Annotated in this window: 20 protein-coding genes; 15 read left to right on the forward strand and 5 right to left on the reverse strand. The window is 45.2% G+C overall.

Features of this window, described 5'->3' with window-relative positions; all coding sequences use genetic code 11:
* The first annotated feature begins 38 nt into the window (after positions 1–38).
* Together AC1DLM_RS20520 and AC1DLM_RS20525 are read left to right on the forward strand one after the other, a co-directional pair.
* Positions 39–4,091: a golvesin C-terminal-like domain-containing protein gene (locus AC1DLM_RS20520; protein WP_477571001.1), complete on the forward strand. Its 4,053-nt coding sequence runs from the start codon at positions 39–41 to the stop codon at positions 4,089–4,091.
* A gap of 149 nt (positions 4,092–4,240) precedes the next feature.
* On the forward strand, positions 4,241–5,029 hold the full coding sequence (locus AC1DLM_RS20525; RefSeq protein ID WP_441988762.1) for a class I SAM-dependent methyltransferase: 789 nt from the start codon (positions 4,241–4,243) through the stop codon (positions 5,027–5,029).
* Between the two features lie 57 nt (positions 5,030–5,086).
* On the opposite strand, the gene AC1DLM_RS20530 is transcribed toward AC1DLM_RS20525, so the two are convergent.
* Complete coding sequence (locus AC1DLM_RS20530; protein WP_477571021.1) at positions 5,087–5,590, reverse strand: Rrf2 family transcriptional regulator; 504 nt, start codon at positions 5,588–5,590, stop codon at positions 5,087–5,089.
* Between the two features lie 235 nt (positions 5,591–5,825).
* Here AC1DLM_RS20530 and AC1DLM_RS20535 point away from each other — a divergent pair, with 235 nt between their 5' ends.
* On the forward strand, positions 5,826–6,287 hold the full coding sequence (locus AC1DLM_RS20535) for a carboxymuconolactone decarboxylase family protein (RefSeq protein WP_477571002.1): 462 nt from the start codon (positions 5,826–5,828) through the stop codon (positions 6,285–6,287).
* Complete coding sequence (locus AC1DLM_RS20540) at positions 6,287–6,979, forward strand: YjjG family noncanonical pyrimidine nucleotidase (RefSeq protein WP_477571003.1); 693 nt, start codon at positions 6,287–6,289, stop codon at positions 6,977–6,979. Before AC1DLM_RS20535 ends, AC1DLM_RS20540 begins: the two co-directional genes overlap by 1 nt.
* Positions 6,980–7,226: 247 nt before the next feature.
* Here AC1DLM_RS20540 and AC1DLM_RS20545 read toward each other — a convergent pair whose 3' ends face one another.
* The gene (locus tag AC1DLM_RS20545; RefSeq protein ID WP_477571004.1) at positions 7,227–8,057 is read right to left on the reverse strand and encodes a WYL domain-containing protein; all 831 of its coding nucleotides are present in this window, start codon (positions 8,055–8,057) and stop codon (positions 7,227–7,229) included.
* A complete protein-coding gene (locus tag AC1DLM_RS20550; protein WP_477571005.1) occupies positions 8,032–9,354 on the reverse strand; it encodes a helix-turn-helix transcriptional regulator in 1,323 nt (440 codons plus the stop codon). The genes AC1DLM_RS20545 and AC1DLM_RS20550 overlap by 26 nt, the downstream gene beginning before the upstream one ends.
* 168 nt (positions 9,355–9,522) lie before the next feature.
* On the opposite strand from AC1DLM_RS20550, the gene AC1DLM_RS20555 reads away from it, so the two are divergent.
* Together AC1DLM_RS20555 and AC1DLM_RS20560 are read left to right on the forward strand one after the other, a co-directional pair.
* Complete coding sequence (locus AC1DLM_RS20555) at positions 9,523–10,305, forward strand: nucleotidyltransferase domain-containing protein (RefSeq protein ID WP_477571006.1); 783 nt, start codon at positions 9,523–9,525, stop codon at positions 10,303–10,305.
* 34 nt (positions 10,306–10,339) lie between these two features.
* The gene (locus AC1DLM_RS20560) at positions 10,340–11,566 is read left to right on the forward strand and encodes an RtcB family protein (protein WP_477571007.1); all 1,227 of its coding nucleotides are present in this window, start codon (positions 10,340–10,342) and stop codon (positions 11,564–11,566) included.
* A 390-nt stretch (positions 11,567–11,956) separates the two neighbouring features.
* Here AC1DLM_RS20560 and AC1DLM_RS20565 read toward each other — a convergent pair whose 3' ends face one another.
* Both AC1DLM_RS20565 and AC1DLM_RS20570 read right to left on the reverse strand, forming a co-directional pair.
* Complete coding sequence (locus tag AC1DLM_RS20565) at positions 11,957–12,379, reverse strand: hypothetical protein (protein WP_477571008.1); 423 nt, start codon at positions 12,377–12,379, stop codon at positions 11,957–11,959.
* A gap of 12 nt (positions 12,380–12,391) precedes the next feature.
* Positions 12,392–13,441 carry an eCIS core domain-containing protein gene (locus tag AC1DLM_RS20570; RefSeq protein ID WP_477571009.1) on the reverse strand — a complete coding sequence of 350 codons (1,050 nt, stop codon included), beginning with the start codon at positions 13,439–13,441 and terminating at the stop codon, positions 12,392–12,394.
* A gap of 481 nt (positions 13,442–13,922) precedes the next feature.
* Here AC1DLM_RS20570 and AC1DLM_RS20575 point away from each other — a divergent pair, with 481 nt between their 5' ends.
* The 9 genes from AC1DLM_RS20575 (at position 13,923) to AC1DLM_RS20615 (ending at position 23,155) form a co-directional block, all read left to right on the forward strand.
* Positions 13,923–15,206, forward strand: coding sequence for a glycosyltransferase family 39 protein (locus AC1DLM_RS20575; protein ID WP_477571010.1), 1,284 nt, complete (start codon positions 13,923–13,925; stop codon positions 15,204–15,206).
* On the forward strand, positions 15,179–15,895 hold the full coding sequence (locus tag AC1DLM_RS20580) for a glycosyltransferase family 2 protein (protein WP_441988772.1): 717 nt from the start codon (positions 15,179–15,181) through the stop codon (positions 15,893–15,895). The genes AC1DLM_RS20575 and AC1DLM_RS20580 overlap by 28 nt, the downstream gene beginning before the upstream one ends.
* Positions 15,896–15,897: 2 nt before the next feature.
* A complete protein-coding gene (locus AC1DLM_RS20585) occupies positions 15,898–16,302 on the forward strand; it encodes a DUF2304 domain-containing protein (protein ID WP_477571011.1) in 405 nt (134 codons plus the stop codon).
* Positions 16,296–16,634: an EamA family transporter gene (locus AC1DLM_RS20590; protein WP_056608847.1), complete on the forward strand. Its 339-nt coding sequence runs from the start codon at positions 16,296–16,298 to the stop codon at positions 16,632–16,634. Before AC1DLM_RS20585 ends, AC1DLM_RS20590 begins: the two co-directional genes overlap by 7 nt.
* 5 nt (positions 16,635–16,639) lie before the next feature.
* On the forward strand, positions 16,640–17,722 hold the full coding sequence (locus tag AC1DLM_RS20595; protein ID WP_477571012.1) for a GNAT family N-acetyltransferase: 1,083 nt from the start codon (positions 16,640–16,642) through the stop codon (positions 17,720–17,722).
* A 42-nt stretch (positions 17,723–17,764) separates the two neighbouring features.
* Complete coding sequence (locus tag AC1DLM_RS20600; RefSeq protein WP_477571013.1) at positions 17,765–18,430, forward strand: class I SAM-dependent methyltransferase; 666 nt, start codon at positions 17,765–17,767, stop codon at positions 18,428–18,430.
* Positions 18,423–19,268 (forward strand): DUF3473 domain-containing protein, encoded by an 846-nt coding sequence (locus AC1DLM_RS20605; RefSeq protein ID WP_477571014.1) that lies wholly within the window; start codon positions 18,423–18,425, stop codon positions 19,266–19,268. Before AC1DLM_RS20600 ends, AC1DLM_RS20605 begins: the two co-directional genes overlap by 8 nt.
* Before the next feature lie 119 nt (positions 19,269–19,387).
* On the forward strand, positions 19,388–21,184 hold the full coding sequence (gene ade / locus AC1DLM_RS20610) for an adenine deaminase (RefSeq protein WP_477571015.1): 1,797 nt from the start codon (positions 19,388–19,390) through the stop codon (positions 21,182–21,184).
* Between the two features lie 144 nt (positions 21,185–21,328).
* The gene (locus AC1DLM_RS20615) at positions 21,329–23,155 is read left to right on the forward strand and encodes an APC family permease (protein ID WP_477571016.1); all 1,827 of its coding nucleotides are present in this window, start codon (positions 21,329–21,331) and stop codon (positions 23,153–23,155) included.
* Positions 23,156–23,225: the final 70 nt, after the last annotated feature.

Consider the following 23,225-nt stretch of genomic DNA (forward strand, 5'->3'; position numbering starts at 1 on the left):
TTTGAAAACGATTTACATTTGAAGGGAGATGCAAGGCAATGAAAAGAGTGATAAGTCGTCTAAGTTCTGCATGTGTGGTGTTTGCTCTACTAGCAACGTATGGGTTCACCCTGATCTCAGGAAATCAAGTGGCCCATGCAGCATCATTAACCATCGAACAAACTACAGTTGGGAACATTTTTTATGAAAGCGATGCCAAAACGTTTAAAATCAATACAGATGGGGACTCGATTGATTGGGTTTATTCCGATTATTGGAATAACACCGTACAGTCTGGAAGCCAAGCGGTAAGCGATGGAACAACCCTGCTAACCGTTAATCCTGGGAAAAAGGGATGGTTCAACTTAGTTATTACAGCCAAGCAGAACGGGAACGCTATTGCTTCCAAAGATACCTCGTTTGCGGTCGTTTCCAGTTTCGATCTGAGCCAAGTGGCGGATTCGCATTTTTCTGTACAAACGCATGCTGCTCGAACCGATCTTATTGCTCAAGATTCTGCTGCGCTGATACCGATTGCCAAGAAAATGGGAGTTAAGTATGTCAGAGATGCCTTGCGCTGGGGGGACATCGAGGATACGACGAAGGGGATTTATAACTTCAAATCTTTCCATGATGATTTCATGTCGCGTGTGGCGGCGAATGATCTCAAACCTTATATCACTCTGGCGTTATATAATAATTTCTATGACGAAGGAAATGCACCCACAAGTTTGGAGGGGAGAATGGCATTTGCTGAATATGGGAAGCAAGTATTGAGCAGATATCCCCAGATCGGACAGGTGGAGATTTGGAACGAACCGGATATTCCTTCGTTTGGGAAGGGGCTTAGTACTGAGGCAGAGAAAGCGGATTTTTACTTCAATTTGTTAAAAACCTCCTACGAACAAATTCATCCCCTTTTTCCGAATGTGAAAATAACAGGATTTGTCTTTGGTGAACTGGGATCAGACTCATTTTTGGAAGCGCTTTATCAAAAGGGTGCGCTGAATTATATGGATGAGTATTCGTTTCATTCGTATACGAGGAATCCTGAGGATTTTGTTAAAGATATCAACAGGCACAGAAATATGATGAAAACCTATAACAACAATCAAACCATACCTATCAATCTTTCGGAGACAGGATTTAGCAACTTTAATTTCGATGAGCATGTCCAAGCCAACTATGTGGCTCGAAGAATTGTCACTGCCTTGGCAAATGGGATCGAAAAAATTAATATTTATAATTTGCAAAATAAATCTACGGTTCCGAATGAATTTGAGGGAACGTTCGGCTTGATTCGGAATCCTGACGATGCCAAAGGTGCTTATGTTCCTAAGCCAGCCTATGCCGCTTATGCGACCATGACCCGTGAATTAACGGGAGCGGATTTCTTAACCACGGAGGATGTTGGACCTGGCATTTATAGTCATAAGTTTCATAATGCAACAGAAGATATTAGGGTCATGTACGCTCCTGCGGGAGCAGACCTCAAGCTGTATACTCACAGCAACCTTCATGTCACGGACATCATGGGGAATACGGTGACATATACGCCAACGAATGGTTATGTACGGCTGCGGCTGGATGAAAATCCGATTTATGTAATGGGTGAGTTGGAGGCTCCTTATATCGAAGAGATTCCGCCGACGATTACCAATCCGATCACTCTATATAGTGGTTACAGCATGGGAGGCTATGCGGAAGTCAATGGGCCGCTTGGAACAGCGACTAATAAATGGGTAACCTCTTCCGTACTCAAAGGCTATAACGGCGGCATTTCGCGAGCAATTACGAACCCAACGGGCGCATCGGCCAAATGGACACCGAATGTGTCTGCGTCCGGACGGTATCGGGTTTCAACGTATCTTCCTGGAACGCCCGCCACTCCGGTGAATACCACGAAGATGGCTGCGTATTCAATCTATATCAACGGATTAAAACAGGAAACGAAAGCTGTTGATCAATTCTCTCAGCAGGGATCTTGGCAGGTATTGGGTACCTATGAGTTTCCAAGGGGAACAAGCAGTTATATCCTACTCGAAGACACAAGCACCGCACACGATCGACCTCTTCGGGCGGATGTCATCAAGCTAGAAGCCATTCCTGCAACAGGAATCGCTATGGATACCGATTCACTTAACATGAGTGTAGGAGATACGCATGCCTTCACGGCTGTGTTTACGCCTGCTGGGGCTACTGACCAAACGCTGGTTTGGAGCAGTTCGAACAGTCAAGTCGTGACTGTCGATGCCGAGGGGCATGCGAATGCGACAGGAGTTGGAGAAGCGGTGATTCGTGCCACGAATCCGTTAACTTCCCTGTATGCCGAAGCGAAGATCCAAGTAACGATGCCCGTCATACAGCAGGTTACAATCTATAGTAGCTATGGCACAAACGGAGGATACACAGAAGTGAGCGGGCCTCTGGGAACCGCTACGAATAAATGGGTGACGTCTACGGTTCTCCAAGGTTATAACGGCGGCATTTCGCGAGCGATTACGAATCCAACGGGCGCGTCGGCCAAATGGACGCCGACAATCACCCAGCCCGGACGATATAGGGTATCGGTTTATTTGCCAGGAACGCCTGAGACTCCGGCGTATACGACGAAAGCAGCCGAATATTCGATTTATACGGATGGCGTAAAGAGCGATTCTAAGATCGTCGATCAATCTACACTGCAAGGCTCATGGCAGGTATTGGGCAGCTATGATTTGCCGCGAGGAAGTGCCAGCTACATCACGGTCGAGGATGCGAATTCAGCTCATGACAGACCGCTTCGTGCGGATGTGGCCAAGTTCGAGTTTATTCCCCCTACGGGCATCAGCTTGAATACCAAGGCGCTTGATTTGCAAATAGGAGATACGCATCTATTTACGGCGGGGATAACGCCGAGCGATGCAACGGATCGAAATCTGCTTTGGAGCAGCACGAACAGCGATGTGGCAGCCATTGATGCCCAAGGACAGCTGCATGCTCTGACTGTTGGCAGTGCCGTGATCCGTGTCACGAATCCATTGACGTCCCTTTATGCTGAGACTGAGGTGAAAGTGACGTCGAATGATAAGACAGCTCCAACAGAAGCAACCTTATCGGCAGATGTGATGTCACCAACCAATACCGATGTCATCGTAACGATCAGTTATCCGGCTGATGCAGTGGCGAATGAATACAAAATAGGAACAAACGGCACATGGACAGTGTACACAGACCCTGTTGTTGTTTCCGCAAATAACACGGTGTACGCAAGAGGAACCGATGCCGCAGGCAACGTATCCAATGTAACTCATTATGTAGTCAGTAATATCGATCATGCATCACCAACTGCAACAGTGGCATATAGCGTGGTAAACGCACAAAGTGTGATTGCCACAATAACACCGAGTGAAGCGGTAACGATTACGAATAATGGTGGTTCAAACAGCTATACGTTCAACTTTAACGGCAGCTTTACCTTCGAATTCGTCGATGCAGCAGGAAATCATGGCACGGCAACGGCAATTGTGAACAATATTGCAGCAAAAAGTAAAGCTAAACCGGGTACAGTGGTACTATCCGATGACAATGGGTATGATACCGGACTTCTGGACGGTACTTACAATGTTACGATGAACATGCGGTATGGAGATAACGGTAGAATTTATAAACTTTACGAGAATGATGTTTTAATTGATACGCAAATTCTCACGGATAATTCACCAAACGCACAAACGGTAGTAACCGCAGTTTACGGCAAAAAGAATGGGACCTATCGTTACTTTGCGGAACTTACTAATGCATTCGGCACAACGACGAGCAGTACGCACGTTGTAACAGTTACGAAAGCAGCGCCGGATAAACCAGTTCTATCCCACGATAACTGGGATGGTGATGGCAATTTCAAAGTCAGCATGAACATGTGGTGGGGAACAAATGGCGGGGTGTATCATTTATATGAGAACGGTGTTCTTATCTATACAGAAGCACTGACCAATCATACACCTAATGCCCAATCATCAGTAATGACCGTGACAAATAGAGCAATAGGCAACTATGAGTATCGAGCTGAGCTTGTCAACTATGCCGGAGCCACATCCAGTGATACGATGATTGTAAAAGTAACGAAGTAAGCTTGATATAGGAACATAAGAGCTGAGTGGATGAGAACGATCCATTCGGCTCTATTATTTCTTTTTGCTAAGAAAATATTGACAATTAGCACGCAAGTGGTATTATATTCCAGCTAGTGTCAATTTATATGAATTTGGGAGGTATGTATTTGCAAGAACAACTGTCAACGGCGAACAAAATGGCATGGGAAACGAAAGCTTATCAGGCATGGGTTCATACTTATGGAACACCAGAAGAACTTGCAGAAAAATTGAAGCTAGAACACAAGCATTATTTGCGTTACTGGTTAAAGTACATGGGTGATCCAGCGGGAAAGCGTATGATTAACCTGCTTGGCTCACACGGTCGAAAGGCAATTTCTTTAGCATTGTTAGGTGCGGAAGTGACGGTGGTGGACATATCGGAAGAAAATCGATTGTATGCGATGCAGGTTGCTGCTGCTACGGGTGTCAAAATTGACTATATCTGTTCAGATGTATTGGATATTCCCAACGAAGAATCGCTAGGCCAATTTGATATCGTGTTGATGGAGTTTGGTGTTTTGCATTATTTTACAGACCTTCATGCTATTTTCAGCGTTGTCAGTCGTAGACTAGGGAAAAATGGTCGGTTTATTTTGACTGACTTTCATCCTTTCGCACGTGCATGGCTGAACACATACAACTTGCCGCAGCCAACCGGTAACTACTTCGATGATCGTATTAAAGAGGGGGAAGTTGCCTTTGCGAAATTACTGCCTGAGGATGAGCGCTCTGATTTAGGCAAGGTTTTAGTACGAGGTTGGACAGTCGGTGAGATTATAACTGCGATTAGCGCAGCAGGACTATGTATACGAACATTTGAAGAGATCGCCAGTAAGGCAGATCCAAGATTTCCAGAGTTCTACACGCTAATTGCTGATAAATTGGATATGGAGTTATCTCCGTTGTATCGTTGAAACCCACAGCCTATTGCTGTGGGTTCCTTTACGTTATTAGTCATTATATTTTCACCACTAAACATGGTTGCTATTCGCAAAATATTCACGCGTATCTTTGCGGGATTGAGGAGTTAACACGCGATCAAGTTCTTCGTTTAACCAAGTAAGAGACTTGTTACGGAGAACATTGCGCATACTATCTTCAGCTTCGCGCATGGTTAAGTTAATCAAACAGGGAGAAGCTTTAGCACATGCGGCGTAGTCTTCATCACGGCAAAGATAGCTATTATTTTTGATGTTCTTGCATTGAAAAATCGGAGTAGCACCTTCAACAGCTTCAACTACATCCCAAAAAGAAATATCCGCAGGCGACTTGGCTAATTTATAGCCTCCTTTTACACCAGGGACAGAGATTACGATGCCAGCTTTGGTTAATTTGCTAAAAATCTTCGAAAGATAGGTTTCTGAAACGCCTTGAAAAGCGGACAGTTCTTTAATCCCAATGGTTGAATCAGGAGGAATATCAATGAGATATACCAAGCAATGCAGTCCATATTCGACGCCAATACTATACTGCATCCCAACACCTGCTTTCAGTTCTATATAAAAGTTGCTATTAAATATCTTAGGTTGATTTAAACCCCTTGTCAAATAGGGGGATTTGGTGTTTTCAGCTAAAAGACCCATGATTTATCGTTGACAGTCATACGCGAAATGGTTATATTGTAGATACAGTTAATCGACGATTAATATTATCGACGATATGATGAAGCCATATTTTATATCAACTAAAAATAAAGGAGTGTACTCACACATGGAAATCAGATTCGACTATACGAAAGCACGACCAGAGGCTTTTCAAACACTTTTAAAATTGGAAGGATACGTTAGGAAAAGTGGTCTTGACCACACATTGTTGGAATTGATTAAAATTCGCGCCTCGCAAATTAATGGATGTGCCTACTGCCTGGATATGCATACCAAAGATGCGCGTGCGATGGGGGAGACAGAGCAACGATTGTATATGCTCAATGCATGGCGTGAGGCTCCTTTCTATACAGAAGCAGAGCGGGCCGCGTTAGCATTAACGGAGGCTGTAACCAAAATTTCGGAGGCTGGCGTTCCGCAAGAATTGTATGCGCATGTCCGCAACCATTTCGATGAAGGCCAATTTACCAATTTAATTATGGCGATTAATGCGATCAACAGTTGGAATCGAATTGCCATTTCAACGGGCATGGTACCAGGAGATTATCAACCAGCGGCTCATAAATAATGAGTTACAAAATACTTCTATTTGATTTAGATGATACGTTGTTAGATTTTGGCGCTAATGAAAAAGATTCATTAAACAAATTGTTCCAGCAACACGGATATACGCTATCGGATGAGTTGTTTGGTATATATAATTCCGTCAACAAACAGCTATGGGCTGACTATGAAAATGGCAAGATTGCTCTAGATGATGTTCTTAATGCAAGATTTTCAGAAACGATGCTAAGACTGGGAAAAGTTGTGGATGGCGTTGAATGGGAAAATCAGTACAGAGAACTGTTAGGCAATGGAAATCAGCTTATGGAAGGTGCTTTAGAATTATGTCAGAGCCTATCCGCATCCCATAGACTGTTTATTATCACGAATGGCATCACCCAAACTCAGATAAAGCGATTGAAGCTGTCAGGCTTATATGAATTTTTTGAAGGCATTTATGATTCTCAAAGCATTGGATTTGCGAAGCCAGCAAAGGAATTCTTCGACTATGTGATGAGTCAGATTAAAGATTTTAATAAAAAGGATGCACTGATTATCGGAGATTCATTAAATACCGATATAAAAGGCGGAATTCTGTCAGGCATTGATACCTGTTGGATGAACACGAAGTCACAGAAATACTCTACAGAAATTCAAAGCACGTACACGATCAAAAGTTTAGTGGAATTATATGAGATATGCACCCTTGCCAAATGATTGGTTGTTACACTTTATAGATTAAAAAAGAAGCTTCCAAAACCACACGTTCTGTGGCTTTTGGAAGCTTTTGTATGTTAACAATGAGTAATCTCACAAATCTGTGTTAAGAAATGTTCAATGGAGAGCCACATCAGGAACAACCCTCCTGAAACAATAAACACAGCGCCCGCAATAGCGATCCATATATGCGACTTTGATCTTCCGATTTTGTTTTTATGACAGGTATCCCATTCATCCGCAGGTTTTATATAACTCCCTCCTTGTCCTCATCGACCGAACTCACCCCGTACCGCGCCAAAGCTTTCGTCGCCGACTCCAGCATACGTCTTTTCATAAAATCCCCCTCAATAACACGAACACGCTTTCCGAGAAAGCGGATTTTGGAGAGGAGATACTCCGTTTCATCGCCAAGAATAACTATCCTGACTCTATAGATATCATTCTCTGTATCATACGCAACGTCTTTTTCAAAACTGGAGAGGGCATATAGAATACGCGACAGCTCTCTATTGTAATCACGAACGACTTCAAGGACGGCTTCGCCTTTCCGGGCATCCAACGCATTTTTAATTTTCAAAAGGATGCTGTCTGCATCCATAGTCTGCAAAGCCTCTGCAGTGACACTTGTAATCTTATCTAGTTTAGTACGCATGATCATGTGATGCCGAAAATCATACCAGAGCAGGTACCATTCCCTTTTGACCATGGAATATTCTAATTTATAGGGCAGCCCGGATTGGTCTGCATGGATGCGTCCGCGTTTAATCTCATAAGTTAAGCGTATTCCACTTCTCTCCGTAATAAACCTACGTAAAGTTCGCAGGAGCGGGTGGTAGACCTGTTTCTCTCTACTGCGGGCTTTTTCAATGAGATGGTCAGAGGTATCCATGACCGGATCTTGTTGCAGGATAGCGCGCAGCTTACCCAACGTATCAGGTGTGAAAGCCTCATCCGCCGCAGGATGCCCGAGCATCGTCTTGAGCCACGCCCTCTCGTGCGAAGTGACCATGAACGTACCGGAATCCTCAAGCCGGGAAATAATCTGGTAATTAAAAATCTTCTCGAACAGATTCATAATAAGCCTGAATCTCCTTCCATTCGGCGATCATTTCCCTGCGGAACTGAACAGGCTCGAGTATTTCACAGCTAGACCCGAAGCTGCGCAGCCAAGGCTTAATTTCTGTTGTCCCGTTAACTAGGATCTCATAGATGAAAGAATGCTCATCCTCCTGCACGATTTGTCCCCATTGGCCCTGCAGCAGCACCCGCTCCCGAACAAAGTTAGGCGCAGAACCTTCTGGATTGTAAAATCGGGCACGAACCGTCACAGGTTGCCCCGTGTCAATCAGCCAGCTATACTGAATTTTCGCATGAAGCTCGTTCAACTTGTTCTCAAAGACATTTTCGTCAACGGATTCATCTTCTTCGATCTGTGTGATCCCTTCCAACCGATATTTCCGAATTCCCTCTCTGCCATTTGCAAGAAGATACCAGCGTCCGTATTGATGATCGTAGACGACCTTCAACGGGAGCGTTTTCTCCACTTTTCCGTTCGTATCCTTCTCGAATAACGGGTTGGTGTTCTTGGAGGCGTAGCTTTTTTCAGACTTGGGTGAAAAATATAAGAAACGAACTTTACGACGGTTACGGATCGCACTCAGGATCGTGAACAAATGCGCTTCATCTAAGATTCGGGAATAATAGTGATACTTATATAAAAAAGGCTCAATGGCCAGCTTCTCAGATTGTTGTCGAAGAATATGCTTCTTCAAGCCATCGCGCAGCAAATAGCCCTGAACAGAAGGGACCTGCGTGTTCGCCATGATATCTATGAAATCATAAACATCATAAAGCTCATCGTCCGTCAGCCCGTGGATCAAATCGTTTTGGATGCGGTAGCGATAGGGACGAACACCTGTTTTCCTTGAAATGACACCAACTTCTTCCAAATACTTGAGATCAGAACGAATCGTCTTCTCATCGGGCAAGGATAGATCGGAAGACTGACTGGTGCAACAGATGTCTAACAGTTCCATGGCTGTTAAAGCTTGTTCGTTCATCGCGGCCAGCAGCAATGAGATTCTCTGAGATTCCGATTCCTTCAGTGACTTGGCTCGAAACAAGAATAGGAGCATCGGATCGGTGGACTCGTAATAGCTGAAGCGAATCGTTTCGGCGAACTCCTTGCGCTCCTCCTGCGGTAAGTGCTGGTACGTGGAGCTTACGATTTCTTTTAACCGTCGGATCGTCTTGTCAAAAGTATGGATAGAAATGCCCAGTCTCTCTGAGAACTGCTGTCGGTTGTAGGCACCACTCGTCAGCACGAGCATGCGCAGAAACTGGATTTCTTTATCAAAGCTTTCCTTAGCCACGCTACTCCTCCGTTCAATTTACATCATATTTCCATTGTAACAGGGGACGGAATTGGGCGAAATGGTAAACTTTCTCTGTTGTCGTAATACTTTTGCCATGTTCGAAGGGGGAGAAATGAGCGAAAATAAGTACATAAGAGGGTTACATGTACCAAAGGAGGAAGTCAAATGTTAGATGTTCATCAACAAATCCTAGAAGAATTGAAATGGATCGAGAAGGAAGAAAGCGTCCGCATTTTGTATGCCTGTGAATCAGGCAGTCGAGCATGGGGATTCCCCTCTAAGGATAGCGATTATGACGTAAGATTTATATATATAAGACCCGTGGAGTGGTATCTGTCCATTTATGAAAAACGGGATGTCATCGAGCGACCGATTAGCGATATGTTGGATATCAATGGTTGGGACTTGAGGAAGGCTTTGAATTTGTTTCGTAAATCGAATCCGCCTTTACTAGAGTGGTTACAGTCTCCCATACCGTATATGGAGAATTTCACGATAGCGGAGCAAATCCGTGGCATTTCGCCACTCACTTTTTCGCCGAAATCTTGTATGCATCACTACCTACACATGGCGAAGGGGAATTATCGGGAATATTTGCAGGGTGATCATGTCAAAATCAAAAAGTATTTCTATGTCCTGCGCCCGATCTTGGCCTGTGAATGGATTGAGAGAAACAACACCATGCCGCCCATTGTGTTTCAGGAACTTGTCGATAGCCTAGTGCCGGCGGGCAGTCCGCTGAAGGCGGCTATTCAAGAGCTGCTTGTTCGTAAAATAGCAGGTGACGAGATGGATTATGAGCCAAGAATCAATCCGATCAATGAGTTTTTAGAGGCGAGAATCGCCTACTATGATCGTACCGCATCCACGATGCAGGTTGGTGAGGGTGGTCAGGATGGGCAGTTGGATGAGTTATTTCGTACGGCATTGAAGGAAGTATGGGGATAGGGGTTACAATCTTGGAATAGAGGAGCTGAACAACATGGCTTATCAAAATATTAACGGTGTACGCGTCTGGGGGCAGCCTGATGAGGGCGCTTTGTCACAAGCAAAAACATGTTCAGAAACAGGAAGAGTCGTTCAGACGCTTCTTATGGCTGATCATCATAAAGGGTATAGCCAGCCGATCGGCGGGGTTGTTGTTTACGACGGTCAATTATCGCCATCAGGCGTAGGTTATGATATTGCTTGCGGGAATAAAGCCGTAAGAACGAATCTAATGGCTACTGATATAAAGCGTCGCATGGCAGGCATGATGGATCAAATTGCACGCAAAATTTCCTTCGGTATCGGGCGTGTGAATAATGAAAAAGTTGATCATGAATTGTTCGATGACCCAGATTGGGATGTTTTTAAAGCAATCGGTAAACAGGAGCACGACAAGTTGAAGGCATTAGCTCGAGATCAACTCGGTACAGTCGGTAGTGGGAATCATTTCGTAGATGTATTTGAGGAAATGAGCACGGGCCGAGTGTGGGTGGCGAATCACTTTGGCAGCCGCGGGTTCGGTCATAAGACAGCGAGCGGTTTCATCAATCTGACGGCTGGCCGCGACTTTCTGGGTAACGCACCAGGTGAGAAGATGGATCAACCACCGATTCTTTTGGATTTGTCGAGCGAGCTGGGAGACATGTATTACAGAGCCATGAAGCTGGCAGGGCGCTATGCCTATGCGGGGCGAGACTATGTGATGGAGCAAGTGTTGGCTATTTTAGGAGCAGAAGCGGATTTCACGGTGCATAATCATCACAATTTTGCGTGGAAAGAGGAACATGGTGGTCAAGAGACGATAGTAGTACGTAAAGGGGCTACGCCATCTGCACCTGGGCAACTGGGTTTTATCGGTGGCAGCATGTGCGATATCTCGGTGATCGTCAGAGGGAAAGATACAGAGGAGAATCGGGATGCTTACTACAGCACGGTGCATGGCGCCGGCAGGGTGATGAGTCGGACGCAAGCTGCAGGCAAAATGAATTGGAGAAACCGCACCCGAAGCGGCGGACAAATTTCACCAGAGCGCATGATGGATGCGGTCAAAGATTACGGCGTGGAGCTCCGCGGAGCGGGTACGGACGAAAGTCCTTTTGTCTATCGGAAGCTGGAAGATGTGCTGGGCGCGCATAAGGAGACGATTGAGGTGCTGCACATGTTGAGGCCGATCGGTGTTTGTATGGCAGGAGCGGATGAGTTCGATCCGTATAAGGATTAGGAGGAAGGCCGGTGGGGAAACGGCTGAAATTCTCACTGTAACGATGAAAAACATCACTACAGCAGATTGAACGAGACGAATTCGACGCAAGTGGTGCTGTTAGTGATGAAAAACATCACTACAGTAGATGGAATGGGGCGAATCCGACGAAAGTGGTGCTGTTAGTGATGAAAAACATCACTACAGCAGATTGAACGAGACGAATTCGACGAAAGTGGTGCTGTTAGTGATGAAAAACATCACTACAGCAGGTGGAATGGGACGAATTCGACGAAAGTGGTGCTGTTAGTGATGGAAAACATCACTACAGCAGATAGAATGGAACGAATCGCCCTCTCACTAACGAAAAAAGGCAGTCCCCCAAGTAGCAACCTACTTCGGGGACTGCCTTTACTCATTCAACGCATCCTCTAATTCCCACGTATCACCAATACCGCTCACTTTGTAACAAGAACCCTCTAGCGAAATGCAAGCTTCCAGCTGGAGCTGCGGAAAGGTTAACAACCAGCTCTCCTCGTTGTTCTCATACTGAATAGGAAGCACCTCATGCAGGTGCCGGATGAAATCGAAGACATTCGTGTCATCGCCTGTCCCTCGCTTGAAATCAACCCAATGACCTGTGACCTTGCGATCGTTCACCGCGGTGAGGAGATCCATAAGCCAAGAAGGAGCAGAATCTGCTTCATCAAGCTCGTTCTCCGTAATGTGCTCTGCTAGAGCTTGCTTATTGATCTGCTGAGACTCGTCAGCAGTCAATGCAACTGCCAGCTCATTTAACACCTGACTCAATTTGTTCACTGCAGATGACTCCATGCCATATACCTCCTAACTTACTGGAAACATCGTATTGATTTTCAATTTGCCATTGTCTGGCTGAATATCTAATTGGACCTGATCACAAGTGACCTCTGTGCCATCGCGGAGATAACCGATCCCTGCACCTGGAACGCTGATGATGGTACCCATGCCGACGAGTTTTTGTTTCGGTGCATTTTTGCTCACCAAAGTACTGTAAGCACTGGTGAACGCGGCCTTATGTTTATCATCCGAAACGAATTTGGATGCTGCCTTGCCCGTTGGTACTTTACTCACCCGACCTGAAGGTGCGGTACCGCTTTTCAACCGTTCACGTTGCTGCTCTTCCGTAGTATGTGCGCCGTGATCGGCATAGGAATGCCCACCGCCAGCATCGTATGTACTCGGGTCATTGGCATCCAATCCGTCGTATAGGGTGGCAGCCACCTTTTGAATCGTATCCGAAGAGGTTGATGCTTCTCCACTTACTAAACTATCGTTGTCCGATCGCTGCATTTGCATACGTTCTCCGCCCAAATCAGATGCTTTCGCTCCCATACGATCGGCTTCGGATTCTAAGCCGTTATCATCATTAATGGCGACACCCCCAGCTTGCTGCGTAGGTGCGACTCTGCCTTGACGCTGTTGGACGACATGCCAAGCCTCATGCGGCAAATGCTGCTCTTGACCAGGTCCTACATGGATGTCATTCCCTTGCGCATAAGCTAAGGCTTGCAATTGAGCAGGTTTATCGGAATTGTAATGGACTTTAACGGAATCCATGGACATACCAGATAGGTTTTCAACACCTGATTTGAGCTGATCGGGCATGCCTGTATTATTTTTTTTAGTCTGAATAGTCTTCTCGGATGGTGTTGGAGATTGAGATTGAGACTGAGACCTAAATAATTGAGCGACGGCGCGATTTCCGATGGTTCTCTGTAGTTGTGCGATATGTGAAGTGGAAAAAGGGGACATGCGATCCGCTGATCCAGTTTGTTTAACGGAGCTGTTCGTTGTGGTCTGTTTATCGTGTTGTTCGGACGATTGGTTATTTTTCAATTGTGACAGATAACTCATGAATAAATTCACCGCCTCAGATAAATTACCTAACTTCCAACAAATTTCCTTTAGTTTCCTTTTTATTTTAAGGGAAAAGTTACCATTGGACAACAGTCCTAAAGTTGCGTTTATTCGAGCGACGATGTGCTGCTGCTCTCGGAAAACAAAAAAAGACTATCCTTTGGGGACGGCCAATTTCATTTAACAGGAAAGCAGGAGATGCTCTGCTTTGGGCAATTATATGTTGTTTTTTCGGCAAATTCAGACAGCGGACCTCTGGGAAAGAGCACAATTGTAGATATCTCAGAATTTTCAGAACTGAGCAAATACTCCCTTGAGCACCGCCTCGAACAGGCTAATATAAATATATTATGAAATAGTCCAAAAGAAGCAGGAATTTCTCAGAGAATGTCGAAAATTTAGTTGTTTTCACATTTACATCACACTTTTTTTACAATTCGTTCACAATTATGTTTACAGATATGGAGTTGTTAGCAGAGTGTATCTTATCGACCGAATTAATCGAATCTATCAGCGATACAAAGATTACGAATGGGTCTATATTCTCCCCCTTGTCCTGCTTTCACTAAAGAGGAAATTAGAGTACTTTTTCTTTATCCTGCACTCGGAGAAGGGACTTCCGAAATCGGAAGATTCGCAATGGTATCTGAATTACGCCCACTCCCTGTTAACAGATTTCAAGCTTGGCTTACATATGAATGATCTTCTTTACTTGGGCTATAACCTCATTCTCGCCATATTAATAGGTGTGTTTAAGGAAGAATATATCGTTGTTTTTATACAAGCTGTAACAACTGCATCGTGTGTGATCTTGGTTTACCTCATCTCACTGCGCTTATTTAACCGAATTACCGCAATTGTAGCTTCGTATTTCTATGCAACATCCTGGCACATTACGGTTTGGTCGATGTACATTCTTTCGGATAGTTTATTTATGAATTTAGTCCTGCTGAATGTTTTCCTTCTTCTAAAAGCACTTGAGAATAGCAATAAAATCGTGGGTTCGTTATTTCTCTTATCTTCGCTCCTCATGCTCGTATTCCGGCCAACGGGTGTCCTGACACTTGCATTTATTTTCATCTATATCGTGCTGAATATGAAGCGAGATCAGCATATCGCTTTCCTTAAGAGGCATAGATATAAGTTTGTATGCGCTTTACTATTCGTTTTTGCAGCTATTGGCTTTCTTATATTTGCAGACAAATTGAATCCACTTCTCACATCTCTTCAATATAATGCGAAGTTGGTTTTATACAATATTTATGCCAAAGGGTGGATTTATGATAACCCTTCAGGTCATGACTACGCCTATCGTCCCGATTATCGCATTGATATTTTCGGTAGTTTGATCCTGAGCTTTCTTATTCATAATTGGGATCATGTGTTGTTGTTATATGGCAGAAGAGCGATCGCGTTTATTGGCTGGTGGGTATGGAAGACGGATATACAGAGTCTGGCTGGGATGATTAAATTTTGCAAGGATATCGTCCCGACCCTTCTATTTCTATTCGGAACTTACGCTGCCATCAGGAACAACATATTCCGAAAAACATCGATTGTTTGGTTAGTTATTGCGTCGATATTCCTATTTTGTATGGTGTTATTCATAGATAGTATGTATCGCTATAAGCTGCCTGCGTTGCCCTTTATTTGTATCGTCTGCGGGTATGGTGTCGAGAGACTGATCCGCATAATCCTATTCTTCATTAACAAATTTGGGGGGAAGTTGCTTCAATGGAACAGAAACAAGCACTCATTGTGATCCCGGCCTATAATGAGCAGAACAATATTCTAAAAGTAATCAGGGATGTACGTGAGAATCTTCCTAGCTACGATATTCTCGTTATTAATGATTGCTCGAAGGACAACACGTCTGCGATTGCCAAGCAAGCAGGAGATGGCGTCAAAGTTGTGGACCTCTCCTATAATTTGGGGATTGGCGGCGCGGTGCAAACGGGCTTCAAATATGCCGAGAAGAACGGTTATTCCTATATGGTCCAAATTGACGGCGATGGTCAGCACCTTCCCAGCGAGGTGAATAAGTTATTTACCTATATGACGGAAACGGGGGCTGATATGGTCATCGGCTCAAGGTTTCTAGATATTAAATCGTTCCAAACGACGTGGACAAGGCGACTTGGCATTAAAGTGTTCTATTATTTATTTCGCTTATTAATCCAGACGAAGATTACCGATGGAACCTCAGGGTTTCGTATGTATAATCGCAAGAGCATAGAGCTGTTAAGCCAATTCTATCCTGACGATTACCCAGAACCAGACGCTATTATTTTGATTAGCAAACATGGACTTCGCATCGGCGAAATCGGCGTTGAAATGAGAGAACGTGAACACGGTGTCTCATCCATAACCCCGATCCAAAGTCCCTATTATATGACCAAAGTGATTATGTCGATCTTATTCTCTTTTACAAGGACAAGGACGAGGTGGTAGGGATGCTAACGAGTGAACATCATCTGTATAGTGTGCAATTAATGGGTGTCGTCTTCAGTTTAATTCTCATGAGTACCGTATTTATGATGGTAAGGGCTAGAAGACTTCGGGAGAAATATGCACTGGTATGGTTTGTGATTGGCATATTTACGTTGATTATGTCCATGTTCACGAATTTGATGGAGTGGTTCTCTAAACTACTGGGCATCGATTATGCGCCATCTGCATTTTTTGCCATTCTGATCGCTTCTGCCTATCTGCTCCTGCTGAATACGAGTATAAGTATCTCAGGTTTAAAACTACATAACAAAGCGCTTACCCAAGAACTGGGACTAACGAAGTTAAGGCTAGAAGAGCTTGAGAAGAAGGGCAATGAGGAGGAGAAATCATCAAATATATCATGCTAGTTGCTAGTGTACTCATGACCGTTGTGGCGAGTACCTTGCTTAAAATAGGTGGTCGAGCCGTCAATTTCGAAGGCGGGATTATGGCTATCGCGATAGGTTACATGACGACACCGTTGATTATAACCGGATTTGCCTTTTATGCGCTGGCGGCTTTCATCTGGATTTATTGCCTGTCCCAATTTGACCTCAGCTACGTGACTTTCGTGTCAAGTATTCAATATATTTTTATGATTCTCGTTTCAATTATGATTTTCCATGAACAGATTAGCGCCATGAAATGGGCGGGATGTGTGTTTATTATGATTGGTGTCATTTTATGGTTGAGGGGATAGTCTGCATGTTCCGTTGTTTGCCCTATACCGAAGACATGAAGGAAGACTGGGACAGGCTGGCATGGTCTCAGGGGACCATTTTTCATACGTTGTCATTTAGACAGATTCTGCTCGAGACGTTTGGTTATCAATGCTTGTATCATGCTGTGGTTGATCAAAGTGGCCAGATTTGCGCGTTAATTCCATTAACGAGTGGTCGCAACTTAGGACTCAAGCGGGTAGGCGTTGCGCTCCCCTTTGTCAATTATACAGATGTGTGTGCCCTGAATGAGGAAGCCTCGCAATTTGCTATTGCCGCAATCGGGCTGCTGAAGGAGAAATATCGTCTCCATTACATCGAGTTGAGATTTAAGAACGGGACGGTTCCAGGCGAAGGCAAGCAACTGTCTCAGATGTTGACGCAATTGGATACAGCCCATAGTCAGCGAAATGAGATCAATCACACCTTCGTGCTGCCATTAACTAATGAGGATGAGGTTCTCTCTCTCTCCACTCGCAATAATCGAAACCATATCCGGAAGGTCTACAAGAACAATTGGTTTCAGGTTTCTTATGATAAAGGGAATCTAGCAAGGTTTCATAAGGTATATGTTCGGCGAATGAAGCAGTTGGGTTCACCTGCGCAGGATATTCGCTTTTTCCAAAGATTCCTCGACTATTTGCCCGATCATGCGGTGCTGCAAACTGTCCTAGATGCAGAGACAGGTGAGGTAGCTGGTGGGATGCTGCTCTTAATAAGTCCGGGGGACTCCACACTTTATTATCCATATGGTGCGAATTTGACGGAGTTCAACCACAAATATCTGAACAACTTTATGTACTGGGAAGCCGTGAAATTTGGGATAAGAAGCGGTCTGAAGCAGCTTGATCTGGGTCGTTCACAAGCGGGTTCAGGCACGTATAAGTACAAAGAACAATGGGGGGCTGCTGCCGAGCAGCTCACGTATATCATGATGGGCAGCACCACTAAAGAGGCGGGGCCGCCAGATAAAGAAAAGCTTCGCTTTTTCATCGAACTCTGGAAGATCATGCCTAACATGGTGACAGAGCCAGTAGGTAAGCTGCTCATTAAGTATCTAATGCCGTAACGAACAAACTATAGGAGTCACTACAAACGGGGGAAATAGAGCATGGCTAATCTTAGCTGGAAACAGTATTTTGACAAGAGGGCAGAAGTTCATGGAGCTTCCGTACAATCCTCTGACTACTATAATGAGGAAAGTTTCTTTCTGCAGCGAAATCATACATTAGGTTGGCTTGGAGAGCTTAACGACAAAGAAATTTTGGATGCCGGCTGTGGCGTAGGTGCATTTAGTGAGCCTCTTGTTGGGTCAAATACGGTATATGGGGTGGATTTTTCGGAGAGAAGCCTTGCCTTTGCTGCGGAAAGAGGTCTTCGTACATCGTCGGATGACCTAACGGCGCTACACTTTGAAGAGGGTAAGTTCGACCTCGTGCTGTGTATTGGTGTTATTCAACTGATCGAGCAGTATCGGTCGGTTATCGCGGAATTGGCTAGGGTGACGAAGCCGGGAGGGACGCTGCTCATTGAAACTTTGCACCGCAAGTCATGGCAGAGGAAATTGCTCCGATTGTTCGAGAAAACCAAAAAATTCGATCGCATGTACGCTATGGATGAGTTAAAGAAAGTGTTCATAGAGCACGGATTTGAGCATATAGAGTTCTTAAAGATTTATCATCCCTTCCCCTACGTTTCGAAAGGAAGCGCAGAATGGAAAGTGCACGATCGGTTGTGCACATCATTCGCCATCAAGGGGAGCAAGAAGCATGTCTAATTCTTCCAAACAGATAACGAATCTACTCACCTTTGACATTGAAGAATGGTTTCATGCGAATTATGACCACGTGAAACCAGATCGCACGAAGGGTTCGAGTTTCCGAGCCCATATGGATACCTTGCTTCAGATGTGCAGCGATGCGAGGTGCAAAGCGACATTTTTCACACTTGGCTGTATTGGAGAAGATTACCCGGATATTGTGAAGGCCATCGCGCGTGAAGGTCATGATGTCGCCTCTCATGGGTATGCCCACGAATTAGCTTATAAGCAAACCAAAGAAGAGTTTCGTGCGGATGTCCAGAAATCAGTTGATATTCTCGAGAATCTAACAGGTACGAAGATACTTGGATATCGGGCGCCATCATGGTCGATCGTTGAAAGCAACCTCCACTACCTTGAAGTATTAGAAGAGCTGGGCCTCGTGTATGACGCTAGTATTTTTCCTGTAAAAACGTTTCTTTATGGGATCCCTACAGCGAAGACGGAGATTCATAAGCCAATCGTGAATGGTAGAGAACTTAATCTCTACGAGGTTCCGATGTCTGTGATGCGCGTTGCTGGTAGAAATGTAGGTTATTCCGGCGGGTTTTATTTCAGATTTTTCCCTGAATTCATTATTCGCAAAGCCATTCAATCAGCCAATCGCCGAGGGAAGAGTTCCATTGTTTATCTGCATCCGCGCGAAATTGATGCCAGGGAACATAAGCTGGAGCTTCCCAGCAAGGAGCATTTTATCCATTACTACAATATCAAAGGTACCCAAACTAAGCTTGCAAACATGTTGGAGGCCTTCTCTTTTACGTCCATTTCGGAGCATTTGAAAAAACAGTATTAATGATGAATATATAAGGTATCCGTTAGAAGAAATAGTTACAAGTTGCTCAGACATACATTAAGGAGTACATTTATGTATTGAAATGGATGCTCATGTAGGAGTAAAGGAGAACGAAATCTATGACGTATACCTCTAATCGAAATAAATTAACAGACGTTAGCCGCACTCTGGCTAGAGTTGCAATAGGAGAAGAAGCTGCCCATCTTGTTATTCAAAATGGTACCTTAGTCAATGTGTATTCTGGTGAGCTGATTGCCCATATGGATGTCGCGATTGCTGCGGGACGAATTGCTTTCATCGGAAAAGCTGATCATACCATTGGGGATAAGACGGTCGTAATCGATGCGAAAGGGCAATACATGGTGCCGGGCCTGCTGGATGGCCACATGCATGTGGAAAGCACGATGCTTTCCGTGACGGAATTCGCCAAAGCGGCGATCGTCAAAGGGACGACGGGGATTTTCATGGACCCGCATGAGATTGCGAATGTGTTCGGCTCAGAAGGGGTCAGACTTATGCATGAAGAGGGGCAGCAGCTGCCGCTCAAAGTGTTCACGACCTTCCCTTCCTGTGTGCCAGCAACGAATGATTTGGAAGATGGCGGCGCTACCTTAGAGGTCGCTGATATTCAAGCGGGACTCCAGTGGGACAATGTAGTAGGACTAGGTGAAGTGATGAACTTCCCAGGTGTTGTGTTCGGAGACCCCAAAATGTTCGGAGAAATTAAAGCTACACTGCAAAGTGGGAAGACCGTTACGGGACATTTCCCGAGTGACGATGATCGTATGCTGCAAGCCTATATCGCATCTGGCGTTACGTCGGATCACGAGACGATAACCCGAGAGCAAGGGCTGCATAAAGTTCGCATGGGGATGCATCTCATGATTCGGGAAGGCTCTGCGTGGCATGATGTCAAAGAGGTCATCAAGATTGTCACCGAGGATGGTGTTAATACATCCAATATTTCGCTCGTTACCGATGATGTGAATCCGCAAACGCTCGTGGAGAAAGGGCATCTCAACCATGTGGCACGACGCGCGATGGAAGAAGGCGTTCAACCAGTCACGGCGATCCAAATGGTCACGATCAATGTGGCGCGATATTTTAAGCTGGAGCATGATGTGGGATCAATCACACCGGGGAAATGTGCAGACATCCTTTTGATGGAAGATTTGCAGAAGATGGAGCCTTCCATGGTCATTACAGATGGTCAAGTCATTGCGGAGCAAGGGGAACTGGCTGTCGAATTCCCTGTGTTTACGTACCCGGCTCATATCCGCAATTCGATGAATGTGAAGCGGGAGCTGACGGCGGAGGACTTTAAGCTTAGGGCGGCTACGGAGCAGGAGAAGACGAACGTCAATGTGATCCGTGTGATCGAAAATAGTGCCAGAACCGAGAAGATGACAGCGGAGCTCGCGATTCAACAAGGGATCATCCTGCCGGATGCAGCGCAAGACATTGTTCGCCTGGCTTGTATCGAGCGGCATCAAGGTACAGGCCAAATTTCACTTGCTTTTGCCCATGGCTTTGGCGTGAAGTCTGGCGCGGTGGCCTCTACGGTGGCCCATGACAGTCACAATCTGCTCGTGATGGGGATGGATGAAGCAGATATGGCGTTCGCTGCGAATGAGCTTGTGAAGCTCGGCGGCGGCATGATTGTTGTGGAAAATGGCAAAGTGCTGGCCCAGGTCCAGATGACCATCGCTGGCCTGATGTCAGAGAAAACACTGCCTGAAGTCGTCAAGGAAGTCGCCGAAATGGACAAAGCGTGGCAACACATCGGCTGTTCCATGAACGCGCCGTTCATGACGTTTTCCCTCATCGCGCTGCCAGTGATTCCGGAAATTCGCATTTCGAATCGCGGGCTGGTGGATGTGACTCAGTTTAAGCTGATTGATGTGGAGATCGTCTAACAAATCAATACAATTCGAAACCTTTTCTGAACATTAGAGCATTATTCTAATGTTCTTTTTTCTATGGCGTTTCCAGTATTTATAATGGATTTCAAGAAATAGGGCAAATTAAAACGAACTTATCACATCAAGGTGGTGTACACATTGTTGACTGATTTGAAGCGTTTGTTAATAGGCCAGCCCTTGAAGTCCCATGAATTAGGCGAGCAGAAGTTAAATAAAAAGAAAGCGTTGGCTATTCTTTCCTCCGATGCACTCTCCTCGGTAGCTTATGGCCCAGAGCAGATTCTAATTGTCTTAATAACGACTAGCGCTGCGGCGTTCTGGTACACCATCCCTATCGCTTGCGGTGTTCTGTTTCTCTTAGTTGCTCTCATATTGTCCTATCGACAAATCATTTTCGCTTACCCGCAAGGGGGCGGCGCCTATGTCGTATCGAAGGAGAACCTCGGCATGAACGCCGGGTTGTTTGCGGGTGGATCCTTACTGGTCGATTACATCTTGACTGTAGCGGTTAGTATATCCGCGGGTACCGATGCGATCACGTCAGCTTTTCCAAGCTTGCACAGTTACACAGTACCGATTGCACTGGCCCTCGTATTGTTTATCACGATCCTCAATCTGCGCGGAATCACGGAATCGGCCTCCATTTTGGCATATCCCGTGTATTTGTTTGTGGTCGCGTTGTTTATCCTGATTGGTATTGGCTTGTTTAAGATCCTTACAGGTCAAATTTCTCCCGATTTACATACGCCCTTGGGGACTCCGGTTGCGGGCATTTCCTTATTCATACTGTTAAGAGCCTTCTCCTCAGGCAGCTCGGCATTAACGGGGGTCGAGGCGATATCCAATGCGATTCCCAATTTTAAGACACCTGCCCCGAACAATGCTTCCAAAACATTAATGGCCATGGGCATGCTATTAGCGATTTTGTTCGCAGGCATCATCTATTTGGCCTACTACTACGGCATTGCACCGCGAGAGAAGGAAACTGTCGTTTCTCAGATTGCGACGGTGACATTTGGCCGAGGTCTGATGTATTATATCGTCCAAGGCACAACCGCGATGATTCTTGTGCTCGCCGCGAATACGGGCTATTCCGCATTTCCTTTGCTCGCGGTGAATTTGGCCAAAGATAAATTTATCGCCAAAATGTTCACGATGCGCGGCGACAGATTGGGCTATTCGAACGGGATTATCTTCCTAGCTGTGACCTCTATGCTATTAATTATCGTGTTCAAGGGGCAGACCGAACAGTTAATCCCGCTCTATGCTGTCGGGGTGTTCATCCCATTTACGCTCGCACAGACAGGTATGCTGGTGAAATGGTTTCGGGAGAAACCGAGAGGTTGGCTGCTCAAATTAACGGTTAATTTGGTTGGGGCCTTCATGAGTTTCATCGTCATGATGATCTTCTTTATCACCAAGTTTGGACAAGTGTGGAGTGTGCTTATTTTCCTGCCGCTTATCGTGTTCATTTTTCATCAAATCAAAAAGCATTACGATGCGATCGCTGAACAATTGCGACTTTCTTCTTGTGAACCTGCCCTCCCGATTGAAGGGAATGTCATGATTGTACCTGTAGCCGGCTTCACACATGTGGTGGAGAATTCGTTGAACTACGCCAAGTCGTTATCACCCGATCAAATTATTGCGGTGTATGTAGCTTTTGAACGGGACGATGAGAAAAAGTTCGAGGAGAAATGGCAGAAGTGGCAACCCGATGTGCGCTTAGTCACGCTGCATTCCCATTATCGAAGTATTGTCCACCCGTTGACCAAATTCATCGATACAGTGGAACATAAAGCCTCGGAATCGAATTTCCGGGTAACCGTGATCATCCCGCAGTTTATTCCCAAGAAGAATTGGCATAACATTTTGCACAATCAATCCAGCTTGCTGATAAGGGCGTTCCTGCTGTATAAGCGGAACTTGGTTGTAACGACCGTGCCGTATCATTTGAAAAAGTAGCGCGGGCGCTGGGTAGGAGGGCGCCCCGGAAGGCGTGTAAGTCGATTATTTCGACTTACACGGCTGAAAT

This window comes from Paenibacillus sp. 01T442, from assembly GCF_056398345.1.